Origin of the sequence: Aquimarina sp. I32.4 (genome assembly GCF_002924285.1) — a bacterium.
Lineage (GTDB): Bacteria > Bacteroidota > Bacteroidia > Flavobacteriales > Flavobacteriaceae > Aquimarina.
On the sequence record NZ_PGUB01000091.1, the window covers coordinates 1 to 19,461 of the forward strand.

Consider the following 19,461-nt stretch of genomic DNA (forward strand, 5'->3'; position numbering starts at 1 on the left):
GAGAGTATCTAGTAATAGCTTTAGATACAGTAGATAAACTAAAATGGAAACTTGATTCTTTTCATGATTCAGACTACGTAGTAGAAGCTTTAACCAGCTTCTCATGGTCGTCATGGTCGTCATGGTTCTCATGGGGAGAAACAATAACCATTAGTATCAACCGTGGTACTATTGGTATAGAAAGTAAGTGTACTGATTGGCAAATAACCGATTATGGTAAAAATAAAAAAAATGCAACTCGGTTTATCACAACATTCAATACCATTAAAGAAGAATTATCTACCGCAGATATCAAAACCAGATTAGATCATCTAGACAAGATTATAAAATCAGCCATCACAATAGATTAAAACAGTCACTTGCCCAGCTCTATAAAGCTTGCTTAGTGCGCCACTCAAAAAAAAGGAAATACAAAAGGAAGGAGTAACAGGAATTAATATTGATTTACAGTGTGATAGTATACCACCAGTAGCTTTTATAGAAGTTTATATTGTTCCAGAAGCAAAAGGTAAAACAGGAGTGATTTTTTATTAGTTAGTATAATGAATATAGTTTTTGATTGCTCCTGTACCCTTTTGTCAAAAAAAGTAATGTAATGGAAAAACACGAGTATGATATGCCCCCCAAGGTTTTTTATGGGATACTTAATGCACTAGATATTGATATTGGCAAATTTGCAACAAACCTATTCAATGATGAACCAAAAGCCGTTATGATCTATGTAAAAATGTACATTTTATATAGAAAATCACAAAACAAAGAATGATAAGAAAAATAAGATAATTAGAGATGCACCAAAATAAAATTGATACCAATTACGGCTACTTTTTTTGTCTCAAATATTGATATGAGGTGCTTGTAATAAGTGGGTTAAACTAATGGCAATTTTATATGCTTAGTAGTGTATATAAAATGTCTGTTTTACAAGTGCCTCTTATCTAATCTAAAACCGCAGAATGTAAAAATAAATATCGAACACTGAATATGGGAGTTCATAAACTAATAATTAACAATCAAAAAAGAACATAAAACTACGGTATAGGCGTATGTTTTGTACGGTCATAAACAAGGTCTGCCAGAGGGTTTTATTTTATATTTGCCCCACCCAAAAGCCTGACTAGACTTTAGTTAACGTAAACCCTTTTTTCAGCATACCAAAACAAACTAAATCTATTGAAGGATGATATCAGATACAATTACCATTTTTATAAATGGCGAACCCTTACTAGGCTATACTAGTTTTCAGGGCAGGATTACCCAACAACTCAATGAACATCATTTTTTTGAGGTGTCATTTTCCTCATTCATTGATACCAGTATAGCTACAACCCCTTTTCAGGATCATGATAAGTACCAGAATCAAGAAATTTCTGTTTTTTCTGCTAATGGCAAATTACAGTTTAAAGGCATTATTTTGAGTGTAGAACATACTCATGGCTCAGAAGGCAAGCAAAGAGGCATTACCTTTACAGGAAAAAGTCCTACTTATTTATTACAAGAAACGACCCAATGCCAAAGCTTTGATCAGGGCAGTTCTTTTCAAGATATTATCAGTACGGTAACAGAGGGCTATCCTACCAATCTTATCGATACCCAGTACGGTAGAGAAACCGATCTACAATTAGGGTATACAGTACAATACAATGAATCAGACTGGCATTTTATACAACGTATGAGCAAACGCTATGGGGTGTATACCTATTATAATGGCTCACAGCTCAATATTGGTAGAAATACAGAAGCAGTACAGCAGTGGCAAGGTACATTGGGGGTAGATATCAAGCAATTTAGAGTGATAGACAATTTAGAGAATCATTCATTTGGTGTTGCCTATAAGGATTGCACGGTTGATGAGGCGCTTTCTGCCCAAACTACCCAAGTAAGTACCAATGTTCCTAATACACTCACCCCAACGATGAATCGCTCTACAGAAGCCTTTGCCAAAGAAGGAAGTTTTTACTACCCCTATTTACAGGATGAGCATAGTGGTCAGCAAATGTTGGATTATATGACCAAAGTACAGGCACAGGGCAAATTATCACGTATGATTACTGCCACAGGTACTACAAAAATACTAGGGCTCTCACTGTGTGACCAAATAGAAGTAATTGGGCATAGTTATACCAATGCCCTATCAGATCAACCCTACGGGATTTATGAACTTACCAAGATTACCCATGTGTTTACTAATCAAGGGCATTATCACAATGAGATAGAGGCAGTAATACGAGGACTAGAACACCCACCATATAGTAACATCTATGCTACCCCCAAGATAGAAGCCATGTCTGCTACTGTGATGGATAATAATGATACACAAGGGCTTAATAGATTAAAACTACAATTCCCTTGGCAAGTAAGTACTAATAGTACTACAAGTTGGGTACGCTGTATCAATACCCATGCAGGGACTACACATGGTAGTTATATAGTAGCAGAAACAGGGGACGAAGTATGGTGTACATTTCAAGGGGATAATCCAGAATGTCCTGTAGTTATTGGGGCTACCTATAACCAGAGCGCACCCAGCCCATTTCATGACCCAGACAATAACAAAAAAGTAATTTATAGTCGTAGTGGTAATATTGTTTTACTCAATGATGAAGATAGCAGTATCACTGTAAAAAATAATAGTGGTAGTACCATGATATTACAAAGTAATGGTAATGCGTTGATACATGCGCCTAACAATTTGGTGTTAGATGCCAAGAATATTGTTATGAAAGCTAGTAATAGTATAGAGATACTCTCTGCACCCAACCAAGATGGTGAAGGAGAAGGAATAATACAGGTAAAGGCTCAAAAAGAAATCATTGCCGAGGCAATAGATGAAATGGTTGCTTTAAAATCTAAACTAGATTTATTACTAGAGAGTACCGATGCCAAAGTAGGATTGACCTCAAAAGAAGATACTACCATCGATAGTGACAGTGCGGTACAGATCACAGCAAAAGACACCTTTCATGCGCATGGTTCTGATATGGGATTACTCACAGGGGGCAAGGTCAAAGTAAATAAAGCATAAGGATATGATAAGTACCCAAGCTGGTATGTTTATACCCGATACCGCCACAAAAGAAGAAGCCTATTATAAGATTGATGTATCGCAAAAATCAATAGTAGGCGGTCTCACAGAAGATCACTATACACAGTATCATATTAAAAAGGAATGGATTCGCACCCTACCTTCTGGTGATACTATCTATGTGATAGAGGTTATAGAGCGAGAAGATAACGCCACAGGAAAATTACGTAAGATAGAAGCAGATATCGCCACGTTTACCAAACGAATAGCCGTACAGGTAGATACTACAGGAAAACCTATCTATCTACTCAATCAATATGCTATAGCAGAAGCATGGCAAGACCACCGTAAGGAGTTTTACAAAAAACATAAGGATTTTGAGGATATCGCAGAGCTGATTACCCAAACCGATGCCTTTGTAGAGGATGCAGAGCAATTACTAGAAGCATTTTTAGAATCTGCCATTGGGCAAGTAATGTTCCCCACTACCTATGAATCTATAGATACTATAGAGAATAAAAAAACCAGCAAAGTAATCTCTGGCTGTATTGGTGATGATGATGTACCTCTTATTCTTACCCATAGTAAGGTTTCTTATGATAGAGAAAAGGGCAAGTACAGCATTCAAAAAGACGGGGTTCTAGACCATGAGCAGTACAATGCAGATGGAGTAAATGAGTTTTTTACTGATCTGGTAGGCAATCCTATAAAGACAGCTATAGAACTAGGGTATCTAGAGAGTCATGATTTTGATACTTCGTTTTGGATTACTCATGTTTTTTTAATCCTAAATATACATATCAAAGGCGTATTTAATTATCAAGAGATCATACGAGTACAACCAAATCCCCCGATGTTATGAGCGAGAAGAAATATGTACCAGAAGGGGCATTTTTGGTGTGTGATAAAGGCACGATACTATCACAGCTTACCGCCACCTTTCATGAAGAGGTAAGCATCTACGGCAAAAGTCTGATTACAAAAGAGGATAGATACTACAATATCAACTTTACCCCCTTTGGGGCATGTGCCTGTAATCAAGGCAAGCCATGTATTGCACAGGTTTCAGGGTCGCAATGGTCAAGCCTTGCAGAAGATGTATTTGTAGGAGAAAATGAACCCATACTAGAAGATGCAGAACTGCAATGTGCATTGGGAGGTAAAATCAAGATATTTTTATCAAGAGAATCTGCATACGCATCTCTACCTAATGGAGAACAACAAGAGCGTAGTTTTTGGCAAAGTTACTTAGCCTATGGCAAAGGATTCTATAAAGGATTATGGAAAGGGCTTAAAGGTACAGCCGTAGGACTCTATGACCTATCTATTTGGGCGGGGAAACATTCGACCCCTTATCAACTTATAAATCCACAAGGATATAGAGAGCAAATACTCAAAGATGTAGAAACGGCAAAATCCTTGGGTAATCTAGCGGTCAAAGCTACCAAATGGGGCTATAGGCGATCAGGTTATAATATGATTGCCAATCCCGATGATTATATGCAAGCATTGAAAGAAGATACCCAAACCGCCAAAGAGCTTATAGAAAAGGCAAAACAAATGAGTGCCGAAGAAATAGGCGAAGTAGCAGGGCAAGTTGCTTTTGAGGTTGGTATAGAGGTTGCCACGGCTGGTGCAGGGGTAGCACTTACCGCAGTAAAAGTAGGTGATAAAACCCTAGATGTTGCTAGAGGGCTAGATAAGCTAGAAGATATGGCAGACCTAGCCAAAACTGCTGAGACTATAGAAGATGGTACAAAACTACCGCCTGTACCAGAAGAATTAGGGGCGGTGGTGAATGACGATGCTCTACTCAAAAAACAGAAAAAACTTGAGCAATTAAAAAAGAACAAAAAAAGAGCTCAACTAAAAAAGAATAAAAAAGATGGAGCAAGAAGAGAGAGAGAAGTTAAAAAAGAATTAACAAATGAAGGGCATGAAGTTATTGGAAGTCAAGTATCAGTTAAAACAAAACATACAAGAAGAGTTATAGATCATGTTATCAAAGAAAAAGGAACGAAAAAAATAAAAGCAATAGAGGTAAAAAATGGAAACGCAACTAGAAATAAAATGCAAGTTAAAAAGGATAATTCTATGAGTAAAGACGGAGGTAAAATAATAGGTAAAAATGCTCCTGAAAATTTAAAGGATAAAACTATAAAAATTGATACAGAAGTAAGAAATTAATATTTAATTTACATTATTATGAAATATGATGATTATAAATGGCATTTTAACGATGATTTTCCTAAGGACTTACCTAAAGAAGCTACATTAATCCATATAGGTATGTTTATGGCTTGGGCAATTGATAATAACTTAGAAAGTGATTTATTAAAAGAAAATTTCTCTAATGAATTAGATAAGTTTAGAAATAGAAAGATAACAGGTAAAAGGTTTGTAGAGTTGTGTTGCGATTATAAATTAACATCTGATGATCTTAATGACAAAGGAAATAAATTTGCAGAACATTATTATGATTCCGATGAATATTTTGAAGATTATGTTGATGCATCTAATGAGAATAATGAAACAATTTTTCATGAAGAAGATACATGGGACAAATACTATGAAATCAAAAAAGTAATAGACAAAAAATTTGAAAAATGGCAAATTAAGAAATGAAGATAGTGCCCATATTTTTTAACCTCTGATTATTCTTCTTATCAATATTATAAAGCTGGTATATACAATCCCAGCTATCTAATTACTGCAACTGGTAAGTACAAAGGATATCCCTATAGAAGTTATATCAATGGTAGCTATTCATATGGATACAGCGATCATTTTGCTGTATATATGTATCTTATCAAAGAGAAAAGGTAGCTATTTCTAGCTACCTTTTCTTATTATTCTTTTTTATAATTATTTTTTATAATTATTTACCCTCCTATCTGGGCACATGCTGCAGTAAACTGATCTTCAAAAGTAGCTCCATCAGGAATATCCTGTGCTGCTCCTCCTTCTACACTAAAAGTTCCATCCCCATTATCACAAACATCAATACTTACTGGACCATTAGAACATGTTCTACAGTTTGAATTACTATCATCATCACTACCACATGCCAAAAATCCCATCACTAAAAATGAAACTAGTATATATTTTATTTTTTTCATGATTCTTGTTTTGTTTATCTTAAAAATTGTTTTATCACAACCTATTATCTAATCACAAGCAGAGAGTTCTACATATCGATCAAAAGTAACTCCTGTGTCTCTAAGAGCGGTTTCTCCATTAATTCTTTCTTGTATAAAAGCGTTTCCGTTTTCTCCCCTACAAATGATAAGATCAATTTCTTCATTTGTACAAACCAAACAGGTTCTACCCCCAAACTTGCAATCTCCTAATATCTCTAATTGTTCTTCAAAAAGTTTTGTAGATTCTTCATCTGCAGAACACCCATTATTCAAAACATTTTCTATTGCAGCTTTATATTCATTACAAACATCTGTAGAACCAATATTTTCACTCAATGCAATTGCTGCATCAGTAAGGGTTAGGTTTGCTTCAACGCAATCAATATTTTTATCATCATCACTACCGCATGCTACAAATCCTAGGGCAAGGATACAAGCAACAACATACATAAGTTTTTTCATTCTGGTTCTCTATTTTATAGGTTAAGTGATTTCAAAAATAAGAAAATTAAACTGGATGGGGTAATATCTCTATGATAGTAGACAAATTATACCAAAAAGATATTATAAAAAACGCTTCCTCAAAAGAGCTTTATGCTACTTTACCTTATATCCTCTATATCAATAGGTTTACCTATATATGCCAAAAAACTTTCTTCTTCTACTTGCTCTATTTCTTCGCTATACGATGATATGATCTTAATATTTTTATTGGTATCTTTTATAAATAAGGGAATAATATTTTTATCCTCTTTGGTAAGATTAATCAGTGTTTTGTACTGTTTGTTATCTTTGATTTTTATTTCCTGAATTCCTGGAAATTTTTCTGCCAATTCAATTAGTTTATAATAATCATCTGTATGAGAAAATAACCCTTCTTGAGGGTTGTTTTGAGGATCTTCCATTTCTTCTGGAGTGATTAATCTATAAGACCCATGTTCTCCAAATTGAGCTTTGAATTTATCAATCGCATATTTATTTATATCACTATTCCCCGTTAGTGCCATTATATACCCCACATCGCTCAGCTCTATATTATCTTTGAGTTGTTCATTATAAATATTTCCTTCGATAGCATCTAATCCAAGTGCTTTTGCTTTATTGATATTATTTCTATTACTATCTACCAATACTACATGACGATTATTATTCTTGATATATGCAGCAATCAATCTTGAAACCTTAGAAGCGCCAACAATTAAAATTCCATCTGATTTTTTGAGAAAAACACCTACTAGTTTAGCAAAAAGTCTTGCAGTAGTAGCATTCAGTAAAACAGTCCCCAATACAATCATAAATACCAAAGGAGTTATATATTCTGCTTCAGGAACACCTTCTTTCTGTAATTTTAATCCAAATAGTGATGCTATACCGGCTGCAACAATACCTCTGGGTCCTACCCAACTAATGAATAATTTTTCGTTTGTTTTGAGACCTGAGTTCATTGCACTAAGAAAGACTCCTATTGGCCTTACTATAAAAACCACTATAGCAAATAACAGAACTGCTTGCCAATTAAATATTAATAGTAAATCCTCTATATTGATGTTTGCTGCCAAAAGAATAAATAATATGGATATCAAAAGTACACTTAGAGATTCTTTGAAATATAAAATCTCATCTATATGAGGAAGGTTAATATTTCCTAATACCATCCCCATAATAACTACAGAGAGTAATCCTGATTCATGTGCAAATGCATCAGACAAAACAAAAACCCCCAATACCAAGGCAAGGGTTACCACGTTGAGTAGGTAATGAGGAATGATTTTTTTTGAAAGTGAAAAAGCTAATGCATGGGCAAAAGTAAAACCAAAAGTAAAACCTACTAATACTATTTTACCAAACTCTATCAAAGCAGTGAGTGTAAATTCCTCACTCCCTCCTACTCTGATAAATTCAAATACCAAAACGGCAACCAAAGCACCAATAGGGTCAATGAGTATCCCTTCCCACTTTAAAACTGCAGAAACATCTTTCTTAAGAGGGATATTCCTTAAAATTGGTGTTATCACTGTAGGTCCTGTCACAATAATCAATGATGAAAATAAAAAAGAAATAGGCCAACTCAGGTCAAAAATAAAATGAGCGGCTAATCCCGCACCAAAAAAAGTTACGACAACAGCCACTGTAATTAATTTTATAATTACTGGGCCTACATTAAGAACCTCATTTCTACGCAAGGTCAGTCCCCCTTCAAACAAAATGATACTTATTGCCAAAGAAACGAAGTAAAACAGGCTTTCTCCTGGAAATAGCCCTTCTTTACCATTCCAGATAGGTTGTATTAATTTGGTTCCATCGCTTGTAAATAGTGTAGCCAAAGGCCCTACTAAAAGTCCTATCAAAATCAATGGCAAAATTGCCGGTATCTTAAATTTCCATGCTACCCATTGTGCCAAAATGCCTAATATGATAATTCCTGCAAGTTCTAACATCCTCTATTTTTAAATTAAATTATTATGTGAGAAAGATCGTGATTTTCTAAAAATATAACAGAAATATGTTCAGTATTATATTTTTAAAGATTAAGTTTATATATTCTGCCACTTAAATTTATTACAAAATAAAATTTTGAGCGAAGTAAATATTCATAAATTTAATACAATTCTAATTGGTGTTGCTTTTTCTCCTAACCTGAAAAACAACATTTTTGAAGCCATGAGAATGGTTGATTTTTTTGACTCTAATTTGGTCATTGTTCATGTTGGTACCAAAACAAAAGAAAAAGAAGATCGTATCAAAGAACTTATTTCTGGATTTTCTGATGATGATGAAAAAGTGGTTGTTATCTGGAAACGAGGTAATCCTGTTTCTGTAATTATAGATATCGCAAAAGAAAAAAATGCTGATCTTGTCATGCTTGGAGCAATCCCAAGAGAAGGTCTTCTTAAATTCTATATTGGATCAATAGCCCGCAAAATTACCAGAAATGCCCATTGTTCTGTTTTATTACTCATAAAACCATCAGAAGATTTACGGCCTTGTAATCACATTGTAGTAAATGGGCTCAAAGATGAAAAGACAAAACAAACTATCCTTGATTCATTTGAAATATCTCAAAATCTTGGAGCACAAAAGCTCACAATTGTAGAAGAAATTTCTCAACAAGAAGTTAAGGTAATAGTAGAAGATGATCAATCTTTGCTTAAAGACACATTAATAAAAGAACAACTAGCTCAAAAAGAAGATCTAAGAGTGCAACATATTCTTAAGGATGTGCCTGATGATCTCAAAACAGGAATTGTAATCAATACACAATCCATTTTTGGAAAAAGAGGATACTCTATTGGTCATTATGCAAAAGTAGTTGCGGCAGATTTGCTTATTATGAATGCTCCCAAACCATCTACATTTTTTGATCGTATCTTTCTTCATGATCTAGAGCATATCTTATCAGAATTACCAACAGATGTTTTAATTATGAGATAAATGAAAAAGACAAACAATACTACATCTGGATTTATGGCTCAACTACCTAAAAATATTTTTTCGGGATTTGTAGTCTCGTTGATTGCTCTACCACTGGGGTTAGGTCTTGCATTAGCATCAGAGGCTCCACCAATATCAGGAATAATTGCTGCGGTGGTTGGAGGTATCATCGTTAGCATTTTTGGAGGATCTAATGTTACTATTACTGGTCCAGGAAACGGATTGGTCGTTGTATTACTTGGCGCCATAACCACACTTGCCAATGGTGATCTCTATCAAGGATATATCTTTACTTTGGCAGCTATCATATGTTCTGGGGCACTAATGATTATTATAGGGCAATTAAAACTTGGTATACTCAGTGATTTTTTTCCTTCTTCGGCAATACAAGGAATGCTCGCCGCCATAGGGATAAGTATTTTTGCCAAACAATTTCACGTAATGCTTGCCAATACTAGTATTAAGGGAGATACTATCTCTTTATTAACAGATATACCTAGTAGTGTATTACTTTTGTTTGAACCTGAGAATAAAACTATTGCAATCGCAGCAATTGTAGGTGTTTTGAGTTTTTTGATCATGCTTTTCTATGGTAAAATCAGAAATAAATATTTTCAATTAGTTCCTGCTCCTATGTGGATTGTGCTTATTGCAATTGGTCTTAGCTATTACTATGAAGTATTCTCTAGTGATCCTTATCCAATAGATACAGAACTACTAGTGCAGATTCCTAATGACATCTTTTCAAAATTTCCATCTCCAGATTTCTCATTACTTCTTGATCCTAAATTTATAAGTGTAGTAATAGCCATCACACTAATTTCTAGTATAGAATCATTATTAAGTATCAAAGCGGTAGATAAATTAGACCCTTTAAAAAGAAGGTCTAATATCAACAAAGACCTTACGGCACTTGGTATCGCATCTATTGTAAGTGGTTTCTTAGGAGGTCTTAATGTAGTTACTGTAATTGCACGTAGCTCTGTAAATGTAAACAATAGTGGTTCTAATAGGTCTTCCAATTTTTTTCACTCCTTTTTTTTGATACTGTTTGTAGTGTTGTTTCAAGATCAACTCAGAAGAATTCCGCTCACAGCACTAGCTGCAATATTGGTATATACTGGATATAAATTAGCTGCTCCAAGAAATCTAAAAGATATTGCCAAAATTGGTAAAGAACAGGTTTTTATATTTTTTGCCACAATCATTGCCACAATAACAACTAATTTGATCACAGGAATTCTTATTGGTATTCTGGCAACCATTATTATACATTTTATATTAAACAAAAGTGTTATTCTCTTTGCTAGAAACCTGTTTAAACCCAATGTTCTTATGTTTAAAGAGGGTATTAATGGTACTTATTTTGTAAGTGTAAAGAATTTTTCTAGTTTTCTGAATTACTCACGATTAAAAAGGAAATTAGATACGATTCCTGAAAATCAGGACACAGTCATAGATTTTTCACTTTGTGATTTTGTAGACTATACGGTACAAGACAGCTTGTTGGGATATCAGGAAACTTTTAAAAGAAAAGGAGGTTCTTTTGAAATTACTGGGCTAGATATTCATGGTACCTCATCAGAACATCCTCTCGCGGTAAGAAGTCTCATTTCTTTTTCTAAAAAAGCAAAGATCAAAAATGGTACATCAAATCTTACCAAAAGACAACAAGATTTACAGCATATCGCAAATGATTTTTCGTGGGGTTATGACCCACAAAAAACCAATGATGTTATAGGGGTAAGTGATTTTGTGTTTTTTAAAACTAAAAAAATCAACTATTTAAATAATTCTATTTACGACCCTCAATCAGTTTTTAAAATTTTTGATATTGAATTTTCTGAAGGAGAATTTATTGCCAGAACCTCAGTAAGAGCAACAATGTTGATCATACGACTGAAAAAAGAAATTCCAAAATTTACTCTTGATAAAGAAGGTTTATTAGAATTTCTTTATAAGTTTTCGGGTTTTAGAGATATTGATATACAAGGACACCCTGATTTTTCTAAACGATTTTTTCTTCTTGGAGAAAATCCTGAAAAAATTCAATCGTTTTTTACCGATGAATTGGTGCTTTTTTTAGAGAGTAATCCCTATTATCACATAGAATGTAAAAGTGATTCCTTATTGATAATGTCTAAAACACGTTTAGCGAGTAGTAAAGAGATAAAATCCCTTATAAATTACAGCACTCATCTAGAAAAAGTAATATCTGGCATACAATATGATGAAATAGTGTTAAAAAGTCCAAAAATTAAATCCTGATCCTTGTCATTTTTTATATTTTGCAAGAATTTTTTAGTTGTTTATAAAAAAGTCGTAGAAAAAAGTATAAAAAAATGTCTTTAAATCATTTTCTAAAACAATAATACGGTTCAAATAATAATTGACAATTTTATCTTAGAATTAAAAAACTAACACATATAAGCAAATGAATTTATATCCCATAAAAGCGGGAAATTTTAAACTTGATGGAGGTGCTATGTTTGGAGTCGTTCCTAAAGTTTTATGGAACAAAACCAACCCTGCAGATAAAAACAATCTTATCGATATTGCAGCTAGATGTTTATTGATTGAAGATGGTGACAGGTTGATTCTTATAGACTCTGGAATGGGAAACAAACAATCAGAAAAATTCTTTGGCTATTATTCTCTTTGGGGTAGCGATAGTATTGATAACTCTTTAAAAGAAAAAGGATTTCATAGAGATGATATTACTGATGTTTTTATTACACATCTTCACTTTGATCACTGTGGCGGAGTCGTACAATGGAATAGTGCTAGAACCGGATATGAATTAGCATTCAAAAATGCACGAATTTGGAGTAATGAAGACCACTGGCAATGGGCAGTTGCTCCTAATGCCAGAGAAAAAGCCTCTTTTTTGAGTGAAAACATTATGCCTATTCAAGAAAGTGGACAATTAAATTTTGTTTCCAAAACTACAGATACTCCATTTCAAAAAAAATCTGAATTAGGTTTTGATATATTGTTTGTCAACGGACACACAGAAAAACAAATGATTCCGCATATACAGTATAAAGGAAAAACAATAGTTTTTATGGCAGATTTACTGCCAACAGCTGGTCATATTCCTCTACCCTATGTAATGGGATATGATACCAGACCCCTATTAACACTAAATGAAAAAAAATTGTTTCTGGATAAAGCTGCCACAAATGGATGGTATTTATTTTTGGAACACGATGCCCAAAACGAAATAATAACAGTACAACATACTCCAAAAGGAGTACGTCTTAAAGAAGTCTATACTTGTCATGAAATATTTAATTAAAATAAAAGATCAAATGATTCCCAAGTCTAATACAATAATCACCGCTATAGCTTCATCTATGCTTATAGTAAGTTGTGGTGCTCCTTCTATAGTTTCTACTCCTATAGGAAATATAGATGCAATTCCTTTAAAAAACATTGACCTAACCGATACGCAATTAAAAAATTGGGGATTACTTGATCTGGTTTCTGATACTATTCCAGGAATGAGTGTTAATAAAACATATACTGAGCTAATCAAGGACAAAAAAGGTCAAACAGTTATCGTTGGTGTTATTGATAGTGGTGTAGATGTAGAGCATGAAGACCTTGATGGTGTGATATGGACTAATCCCAAAGAAATCAAAGGGAATGGTAAAGATGATGACAATAATGGATATATTGATGATATATACGGGTGGAATTTCTTGGGAGATGCAGAAGACGAAAACCTTGAATATGTAAGAATTATTAAAAAATTAAAACCAAAATATGATGGTAAAAACATTGCATCGATAGCAGAAGCTGATAAAGGTGAATACCAAAATTATATTGAAGCAAAAGCAGAATTTGAAAAAAAATATCAGGAAAATGCTGCCAATAAAATGCAGTACGAACAAATTTTACAGCAATCAAAAGCTTCTCATCAAGCAATTGTAGATGCACTAGGAAAAGAAAATTACTCTCGTGAGGAGCTTTTAAATGTAGAAGCAAAAACTCCAGAAATGCAACAACACATCGCTTTTCTATCACAGATGTTTGGATTTATGGATCCAGGTAATACAATACCAGATTTTCTTAAGAACATAAAAGAAGGTGTAGACCATTTTGCAGATCAATTAAATTATAATTTGAATCTCGAATTTGATGGTAGAGCTGTTGTAGGAGATAATGTAGATGATATTACTGATACCAAGTATGGAAATAATAACGTAATGGGACCAGATCCTAAAAAAGAAGGTATAAAACATGGAACTCATGTTGCTGGAATTATTGCTGCTGAGAGAAATAATGGAAAGGGAATGGATGGTGTTGCTCAAAATGTGAAAATAATGGCTATCAGAGCTGTTCCTAATGGAGATGAGTATGACAAAGATATCGCATTGGCTATACGATATGCTGTAGATAACGGTGCCAAAGTAATTAATACCAGTTTTGGTAAGTACTATAGTACCCATCCTGAATGGGTAGGAGAAGCTATAAAATATGCTGCCTCAAAAGATGTATTGATTGTAAATGCTGCGGGTAATGAAGGAGAAGATCTTGATAAAAAATTGGTATACCCAAATGATCAAATCGATAATAATACCGAAATAGCAAATAACTTTATCACAATTGGTGCTTTGAACTATGCATATGGGTCTAATCTGGTAGCAGATTTTTCTAATTATGGTAAAAACAATGTAGATGCCTTTGCTCCTGGTGTAAAAATATGGTCTACTACTCCTAATAATTCATATGAGTATTTACAAGGAACCTCAATGGCTGCACCAGCAGTTGCAGGAGTAGCTGCATTAATTAGATCATATTATCCTGCTCTAAAGGCTTCACAGGTAAAACAAATACTTATGGATAGTGGTTTAAATACAAAATCATCTGTTATAATCGGAGGAGAAAAAACCAATGTAGGAAGCTTTTCAGAATTATCAAAATCTAGTAAAATGGTTAATCTCTATAATGCTTTCATTATGGCAGATAAATTATCAAAATAATAAAATGTATTATGTTTAAAAAGATTGTTTTTATTTCTATAGTTGGAATCCTCTGTGCTTCTGCTCAAAATAATACTTCGTATTGGCAACAACATGTTGATTATACAATGGATGTGAACATGAATGTTGAAAAATCTCAATATCAAGGCACTCAAGAGTTAATTTATTCTAATAACTCACCCGATACATTGTATCAGGTATTTTATCACCTATATTTTAATGCATTCCAGCCAGGAAGTGAAATGGATATTCGTTCTATTAATCTTCCAGACCCAGATCCTCGAGTAGGAAATAGAGTAAGTAAACTTACTCCAGAAGAAATAGGATATGTAAAAGTTAATTCACTATCACAAAACGGAAAACCTATACAGTATAAAACTGAGGGAACTGTTTTAGAAGTCTCATTAGATAAACCTATTGCTCCAGGAGAAAAAGTTACTTTTTCTATGGGGTTTGATGGTCAGGTTCCTATACAAATACGTCGTTCTGGACGAAATAGTAAAGAAGGTGTTGCGTTATCAATGACTCAATGGTACCCAAAAATGGCAGAATATGATTTTGAAGGATGGCATGCTGATCCATATATCGCTAGAGAATTTCATGGGGTTTGGGGTAATTTTGATGTTACAATAACTATTGATAAAGACTATATTCTAGGAGGAACAGGCTATCTACAAAATCCACAGGAAATAGGATATGGATATGAAAAACCTGGTACAAAAGTAAAAAGAAAAGGAAATACGCTCTCTTGGCATTTTAAAGCACCCAATGTACATGACTTTGCATGGGCCGCTGATCCTGAATATCTACACGATGTAGTTCAAGTACCTAATGGGCCTATACTTCATTTTTTATATAAAAATAAAAAAGAAATCATTGATGGGTGGAAAGATTTACAGCCAAAGACTGTAGAATTAATGAACTATTTTAGTGAGAAAATAGGAAAATACCCCTATAAACAATATTCTGTATTACAAGGAGGTGATGGAGGTATGGAATATGCTATGTGTACTTTGATTACAGGAGAAAGAAGTTTTGGTAGTTTGGTAGGAGTTACTGCTCATGAAATGGCACACTCATGGTTTCAACATATTCTAGCAACCAATGAGGCCAAACACGAATGGATGGATGAAGGCTTTACTAGCTATATTTCTACTCTGGCTATGAATCATGTAATGAAACAAAATAACCCTAATTCATTAAGAGGAATGTATGATGGGTATTATCAACTAGCTACTTCAGGGATAGAACAACCACAAACTACTCAGGCAGATCGATATTCACATAATGCTGCATATGGTGCCTCTGCTTATACCAAAGGATCCGTTTTTCTGTCGCAATTAGGCTACATAATAGGAGAAGATAATCTTGCTAAAACTATTAAACGATACTTTGATGAATGGAAATTTAAACACCCTACTCCTAATGATTTTAAAAGGGTAGCAGAAAAAGTATCTGGAATACAATTAGACTGGTATCTTATCGATTGGACACAGACCACAAATACAATAGATTATGCTATCAAAGAAGTATCAGAAGACAAGAACGCTACCAAAATCACATTAGAGCGTGTAGGGTCTATGCCTATGCCAATAGATCTATATGTTGAATATAAGGACAGTACTATAGAATCCTTTTATATTCCATTAAGAATTATGAGAGGTGAAAAAGCCAATCCAATACCATCAATGAAAAGAACCGTGCTCTCTGATTGGCCTTGGACAAACCCTGGTTATTCATTAAATCTTTCAAGACCAAAATCTGAAATAAAATCAATTCAAATTGATATTACAAATACTATGGCAGATGTAAATCCTGCTAATAATGGCTTTACAGAATAAATCGAAGTAACTTTATCTGTATAGTAAAATTAAAAAACCGGTTTTTTAAGACCGGTTTTTTTTGCTCTTATAACAAATCTAATTATTACATTTAATGCCTATGAAGGCTACTTTTAATAAAAAAGAAAAAGTAAAAAGTAAAAAAGAAATAGATTTCCTTTTTTCTGAAGGAAAATCTATATCCAAATATCCTATTCGATTGGTATATAAAAAATCAACCTTTGAGGATACTATTAAAATTAAAGCCGCAGTATCAGTGAGTAAACGTAATTTTAAAAAAGCTGTAGACCGCAATTTTATAAAACGTTTAATGCGTGAAGGTTATAGGAAAAATAAGTATCTTGTACCCAACACTACTCATCAATTCACTTTTATGTTTTTATATTCTGGTAAAAAAATGCCGGAATATGCACAGGTTGAACCCAAAATAAAAGAGATATTACAAAAATTTGTTGAACAAGAAATAGAATTAAAATAACGTTTATATACGTTCATTTAATTTTTAATAATTAAAGAAATTATCGATGAAAAAAAGAATTATTTACCCGGCAATTGCATGTGTTATTTTACTGTCTACGGTAAGTTTTAAGTCTGATTTTTTTGAAATCGCCAAACAAATAGAAATTTTTACCACCATGTTTAAAGAATTAAACATGAATTATGTAGATGAGACGAATCCTGCAGAATTAATGGATACAGCTATCAAAGCCATGTTAGACGATCTGGATCCTTATACAAAATATTGGAACGAACAAGATGTAGAGGCTTCCAAAATTCGTAATGCAGGAGAATATACTGGTATTGGAGCTTCTGTAAAGACTATAAAAGACAAAATTATAATCATAGAACCTTATAAAGGATATCCTGCTGATAAAGCGGGACTTAAAGCCGGAGACGAGATAATTCAAATAGGAGATGTAAAGGTTTCAGACTTTAAAGATGATGCTGGAGAACTTCTTAAAGGGGCTAGTGGAACAAAAATTAATATTACATATAAGAGACAAGGTGCAAACAAAAGTACCGTGCTTACTAGAGAAGAAATAGATGTTGATGCTGTACCATTCTATACGCTACTTGATGATAATACAGGGTATATTGTACTATCAAAATTTAACAATAAAGCTTCTAGTGAGACTATAGATGCATTAAAAGATTTAAAGGCAAAAGGTGCTGATAAAGTAATTCTAGACCTAAGAGGAAATCCTGGTGGTTTATTGAGTGAAGCTATAAATGTAACCAACATCTTTGTACCAAAAGGAGAACTTATAACCACTACAAAATCTGTTGTAAAAAAATATAATAAAGAATATTTTACAAAAAGAGAACCTATTGATACCCAGATTCCGTTAGTAGTATTGGTAAATGGAAGAAGTGCTTCTGCAAGTGAAATTGTATCTGGTAGTATACAAGACCTTGATAGAGGTGTGGTTATTGGAGCGAGAAGTTTTGGTAAAGGGTTGGTACAAAGACCAAAAAAACTTACGTATGGTACTCAGTTAAAAATTACAATATCTAGATACTACACTCCTAGTGGTAGGTGTATACAAGCACTCGATTATTGGAATAGAGATAAAAACAATAAGGCAGTACGTATTGATGAACAGGATTTTAAAGCATATAAAACCAAAAACGGAAGAACAGTATATGATGGAGGAGGGATACAGCCTGATATTGAACTAGAAACCTCAAAATTTAGTGATATTACCACAGCTTTACTAAGGTCTGATGCTATTTTTGAATATGGAACAAAATATTACTATTCACATCAACTAAAAAAATCCAGTGATTTTAAATTTACTGATGCAGATTATGAAGAATTCAAAAAATTTGTAAAACAAAGTGATTTTAATTTTGAAACCGCCACTGAAAAATCCTTCAAAAAATCATTAGAGGTAGCAAAAAGGGAGAATTTTGATAAAGATATAGCAACCGCCTATACAAAACTTATAGCCTCAATAAACGCTTCTAAACAAGCTGCGTTGGATACTTACAAAACAGAAATTGTTAATTTACTTACTGATGAAATTATTAAACGATACTTCTACAGAGAAGGGTTGTATAATTATTATGTAAAACACAATCCAGAAGTAGCTAAAAGCCAAGAAATATTAGCTAACAAAAACAAATATGAAGAAATTTTAAAATAATCATATAACTCTTTGATTAGATACCTACTTCATGGCTTGCCATGTTCATAACCTTTTAAAATAAGATGCCCAGAATAATTATTCTGGGCATCTTATTTTAAATCTATTTTTGAATATCTAAATCATACCTCTGCTCTATCACGGGCTTATCAAAGGATGTAGACTCAACTTCTTTTGTTAATTTAAACCCATGATAAAGATATAATGATGACGCAGTTTCAAGCTCTTTTGTTGTCCATAAATAAGATGAATCATAATTACAGGAATAAAGAAAATCCATGTATAATTGCATTAATTTTTTTCCTAAACCTATACCTCTATATCTTTTTTCTAAATAGAAATAACGTAATTGAGCACTATTATTTTCTCTTGCCTGAAGTAAAAGAAAACCTACAATTTGATTATTGTGTTCACAAATCCAAACTCTTTCTTTATCAGAGTTATAAGATTTATAAAATTCATACATCCCATTAGCTACATAAGTCTCAAATGAAATACCAAATTTAAACTCTTCTTCATATAATCTACCATGTCTATGAATTATAAAACCCAAATCTCCAGGTTTAAGACTTGTTCGAATACTAATATCTGCTAATGTTATATTTGAATTTTGTGATAATGTTTTTATTGATTGCATATTATGAATAAGTCTATTTTAGTTTAGCCCCCAATAAGTTCGGAGTGTTCTTTTAAATTTCAAACTAATACATTTGAGATATGAAATACAAGAAATGGACTTTAGACCAGAAGTTAGAAATACTAGCTACTTCGGAAGAGATTGGTATCGTAGAAGCTTGTCGTAAGTATGGAGTTAGCACTGGCACTTTTTATAGTTGGAGAAAGAAGTTTGACCATCAGGGAGAGGCTGGTTTAAAAGTTACTTATGAT

At 33.3% G+C, this 19,461-nt stretch carries 19 protein-coding genes and 1 pseudogene; 16 read left to right on the top strand and 4 right to left on the bottom strand.

What is annotated here, in order from left to right:
- The 8 genes and pseudogenes from CVD18_RS22680 to CVD18_RS23200 all read left to right on the top strand — a co-directional run.
- A partial coding sequence (locus tag CVD18_RS22680; protein WP_158250485.1) for a hypothetical protein occupies positions 1–350 on the top strand: 350 nt, incomplete at its 5' end.
- Positions 351–378: 28 nt separating this feature from the next.
- Complete coding sequence (locus CVD18_RS22685; protein WP_158250486.1) at positions 379–534, top strand: hypothetical protein; 156 nt, start codon at positions 379–381, stop codon at positions 532–534.
- Positions 535–595: 61 nt separating this feature from the next.
- Positions 596–766, top strand: a complete 171-nt coding sequence (locus CVD18_RS22690) for a hypothetical protein (RefSeq protein ID WP_158250487.1) — start codon at positions 596–598, stop codon at positions 764–766.
- A gap of 414 nt (positions 767–1,180) precedes the next feature.
- A complete protein-coding gene (locus tag CVD18_RS17200; RefSeq protein WP_103866658.1) occupies positions 1,181–3,025 on the top strand; it encodes a contractile injection system protein, VgrG/Pvc8 family in 1,845 nt (614 codons plus the stop codon).
- 4 nt (positions 3,026–3,029) lie between these two features.
- Positions 3,030–3,887, top strand: a complete 858-nt coding sequence (locus CVD18_RS17205) for a hypothetical protein (RefSeq protein ID WP_103866659.1) — start codon at positions 3,030–3,032, stop codon at positions 3,885–3,887.
- Complete coding sequence (locus tag CVD18_RS17210; protein WP_103866660.1) at positions 3,884–5,212, top strand: DUF4280 domain-containing protein; 1,329 nt, start codon at positions 3,884–3,886, stop codon at positions 5,210–5,212. The genes CVD18_RS17205 and CVD18_RS17210 overlap by 4 nt, the downstream gene beginning before the upstream one ends.
- Before the next feature lie 18 nt (positions 5,213–5,230).
- Positions 5,231–5,650 carry a hypothetical protein gene (locus tag CVD18_RS17215; RefSeq protein WP_103866661.1) on the top strand — a complete coding sequence of 140 codons (420 nt, stop codon included), beginning with the start codon at positions 5,231–5,233 and terminating at the stop codon, positions 5,648–5,650.
- A gap of 30 nt (positions 5,651–5,680) precedes the next feature.
- Positions 5,681–5,851: pseudogene (locus CVD18_RS23200) on the top strand (endonuclease/exonuclease/phosphatase family protein); the annotation flags it as partial.
- A gap of 56 nt (positions 5,852–5,907) precedes the next feature.
- Here CVD18_RS23200 and CVD18_RS17225 read toward each other — a convergent pair.
- The 3 genes from CVD18_RS17225 to CVD18_RS17235 form a co-directional block, all read right to left on the bottom strand.
- The gene (locus tag CVD18_RS17225) at positions 5,908–6,144 is read right to left on the bottom strand and encodes a hypothetical protein (protein ID WP_103866662.1); all 237 of its coding nucleotides are present in this window, start codon (positions 6,142–6,144) and stop codon (positions 5,908–5,910) included.
- A 48-nt stretch (positions 6,145–6,192) separates the two neighbouring features.
- The gene (locus tag CVD18_RS17230; protein ID WP_103866663.1) at positions 6,193–6,627 is read right to left on the bottom strand and encodes a hypothetical protein; all 435 of its coding nucleotides are present in this window, start codon (positions 6,625–6,627) and stop codon (positions 6,193–6,195) included.
- A 140-nt stretch (positions 6,628–6,767) separates the two neighbouring features.
- The gene (locus tag CVD18_RS17235; protein ID WP_103866664.1) at positions 6,768–8,603 is read right to left on the bottom strand and encodes a sodium:proton antiporter; all 1,836 of its coding nucleotides are present in this window, start codon (positions 8,601–8,603) and stop codon (positions 6,768–6,770) included.
- A gap of 136 nt (positions 8,604–8,739) precedes the next feature.
- On the opposite strand from CVD18_RS17235, the gene CVD18_RS17240 reads away from it, so the two are divergent.
- From CVD18_RS17240 to CVD18_RS17270, 7 genes are all read left to right on the top strand, one after another.
- On the top strand, positions 8,740–9,597 hold the full coding sequence (locus CVD18_RS17240; RefSeq protein WP_233194576.1) for a universal stress protein: 858 nt from the start codon (positions 8,740–8,742) through the stop codon (positions 9,595–9,597).
- Positions 9,598–11,865 (top strand): SulP family inorganic anion transporter, encoded by a 2,268-nt coding sequence (locus CVD18_RS17245; RefSeq protein ID WP_103866665.1) that lies wholly within the window; start codon positions 9,598–9,600, stop codon positions 11,863–11,865.
- Between the two features lie 166 nt (positions 11,866–12,031).
- Positions 12,032–12,895, top strand: a complete 864-nt coding sequence (locus CVD18_RS17250; protein ID WP_103866666.1) for an MBL fold metallo-hydrolase — start codon at positions 12,032–12,034, stop codon at positions 12,893–12,895.
- Complete coding sequence (locus tag CVD18_RS17255; protein ID WP_103866667.1) at positions 12,879–14,585, top strand: S8 family peptidase; 1,707 nt, start codon at positions 12,879–12,881, stop codon at positions 14,583–14,585. Before CVD18_RS17250 ends, CVD18_RS17255 begins: the two co-directional genes overlap by 17 nt.
- An 11-nt stretch (positions 14,586–14,596) precedes the next feature.
- A complete protein-coding gene (locus CVD18_RS17260; RefSeq protein ID WP_103866668.1) occupies positions 14,597–16,426 on the top strand; it encodes a M1 family metallopeptidase in 1,830 nt (609 codons plus the stop codon).
- 100 nt (positions 16,427–16,526) lie between these two features.
- A complete protein-coding gene (rnpA, locus tag CVD18_RS17265; protein WP_103866672.1) occupies positions 16,527–16,904 on the top strand; it encodes a ribonuclease P protein component in 378 nt (125 codons plus the stop codon).
- A 46-nt stretch (positions 16,905–16,950) separates the two neighbouring features.
- Positions 16,951–18,573 carry a S41 family peptidase gene (locus tag CVD18_RS17270; protein ID WP_103866669.1) on the top strand — a complete coding sequence of 541 codons (1,623 nt, stop codon included), beginning with the start codon at positions 16,951–16,953 and terminating at the stop codon, positions 18,571–18,573.
- Between the two features lie 103 nt (positions 18,574–18,676).
- Here CVD18_RS17270 and CVD18_RS17275 read toward each other — a convergent pair whose 3' ends face one another.
- On the bottom strand, positions 18,677–19,210 hold the full coding sequence (locus CVD18_RS17275; protein ID WP_103866670.1) for a GNAT family N-acetyltransferase: 534 nt from the start codon (positions 19,208–19,210) through the stop codon (positions 18,677–18,679).
- 80 nt (positions 19,211–19,290) lie between these two features.
- Between CVD18_RS17275 and CVD18_RS17280 the strand changes: the two genes are divergently transcribed.
- Positions 19,291–19,461: transposase (locus tag CVD18_RS17280; RefSeq protein WP_146052740.1), on the top strand; the 171-nt coding region annotated here is incomplete at its 3' end.

Excerpts from the sequence above, each read along its gene's own strand:
- CVD18_RS22690 (WP_158250487.1), top strand. The coding sequence starts at position 596 with ATGGAAAAACACGAGTATGATATGCCCCCCAAGGTTTTTTATGGGATA.
- CVD18_RS17200 (WP_103866658.1), top strand. The coding sequence starts at position 1,181 with ATGATATCAGATACAATTACCATTTTTATAAATGGCGAACCCTTACTA.
- CVD18_RS17205 (WP_103866659.1), top strand. The coding sequence starts at position 3,030 with ATGATAAGTACCCAAGCTGGTATGTTTATACCCGATACCGCCACAAAA.
- CVD18_RS17210 (WP_103866660.1), top strand. The coding sequence starts at position 3,884 with ATGAGCGAGAAGAAATATGTACCAGAAGGGGCATTTTTGGTGTGTGAT.
- CVD18_RS17215 (WP_103866661.1), top strand. The coding sequence starts at position 5,231 with ATGAAATATGATGATTATAAATGGCATTTTAACGATGATTTTCCTAAG.
- CVD18_RS17225 (WP_103866662.1), bottom strand. The coding sequence starts at position 6,144 with ATGAAAAAAATAAAATATATACTAGTTTCATTTTTAGTGATGGGATTT.
- CVD18_RS17230 (WP_103866663.1), bottom strand. The coding sequence starts at position 6,627 with ATGAAAAAACTTATGTATGTTGTTGCTTGTATCCTTGCCCTAGGATTT.
- CVD18_RS17235 (WP_103866664.1), bottom strand. The coding sequence starts at position 8,603 with ATGTTAGAACTTGCAGGAATTATCATATTAGGCATTTTGGCACAATGG.
- CVD18_RS17245 (WP_103866665.1), top strand. The coding sequence starts at position 9,598 with ATGAAAAAGACAAACAATACTACATCTGGATTTATGGCTCAACTACCT.
- CVD18_RS17250 (WP_103866666.1), top strand. The coding sequence starts at position 12,032 with ATGAATTTATATCCCATAAAAGCGGGAAATTTTAAACTTGATGGAGGT.
- CVD18_RS17255 (WP_103866667.1), top strand. The coding sequence starts at position 12,879 with ATGAAATATTTAATTAAAATAAAAGATCAAATGATTCCCAAGTCTAAT.
- CVD18_RS17260 (WP_103866668.1), top strand. The coding sequence starts at position 14,597 with ATGTTTAAAAAGATTGTTTTTATTTCTATAGTTGGAATCCTCTGTGCT.
- rnpA (WP_103866672.1), top strand. The coding sequence starts at position 16,527 with ATGAAGGCTACTTTTAATAAAAAAGAAAAAGTAAAAAGTAAAAAAGAA.
- CVD18_RS17270 (WP_103866669.1), top strand. The coding sequence starts at position 16,951 with ATGAAAAAAAGAATTATTTACCCGGCAATTGCATGTGTTATTTTACTG.
- CVD18_RS17275 (WP_103866670.1), bottom strand. The coding sequence starts at position 19,210 with ATGCAATCAATAAAAACATTATCACAAAATTCAAATATAACATTAGCA.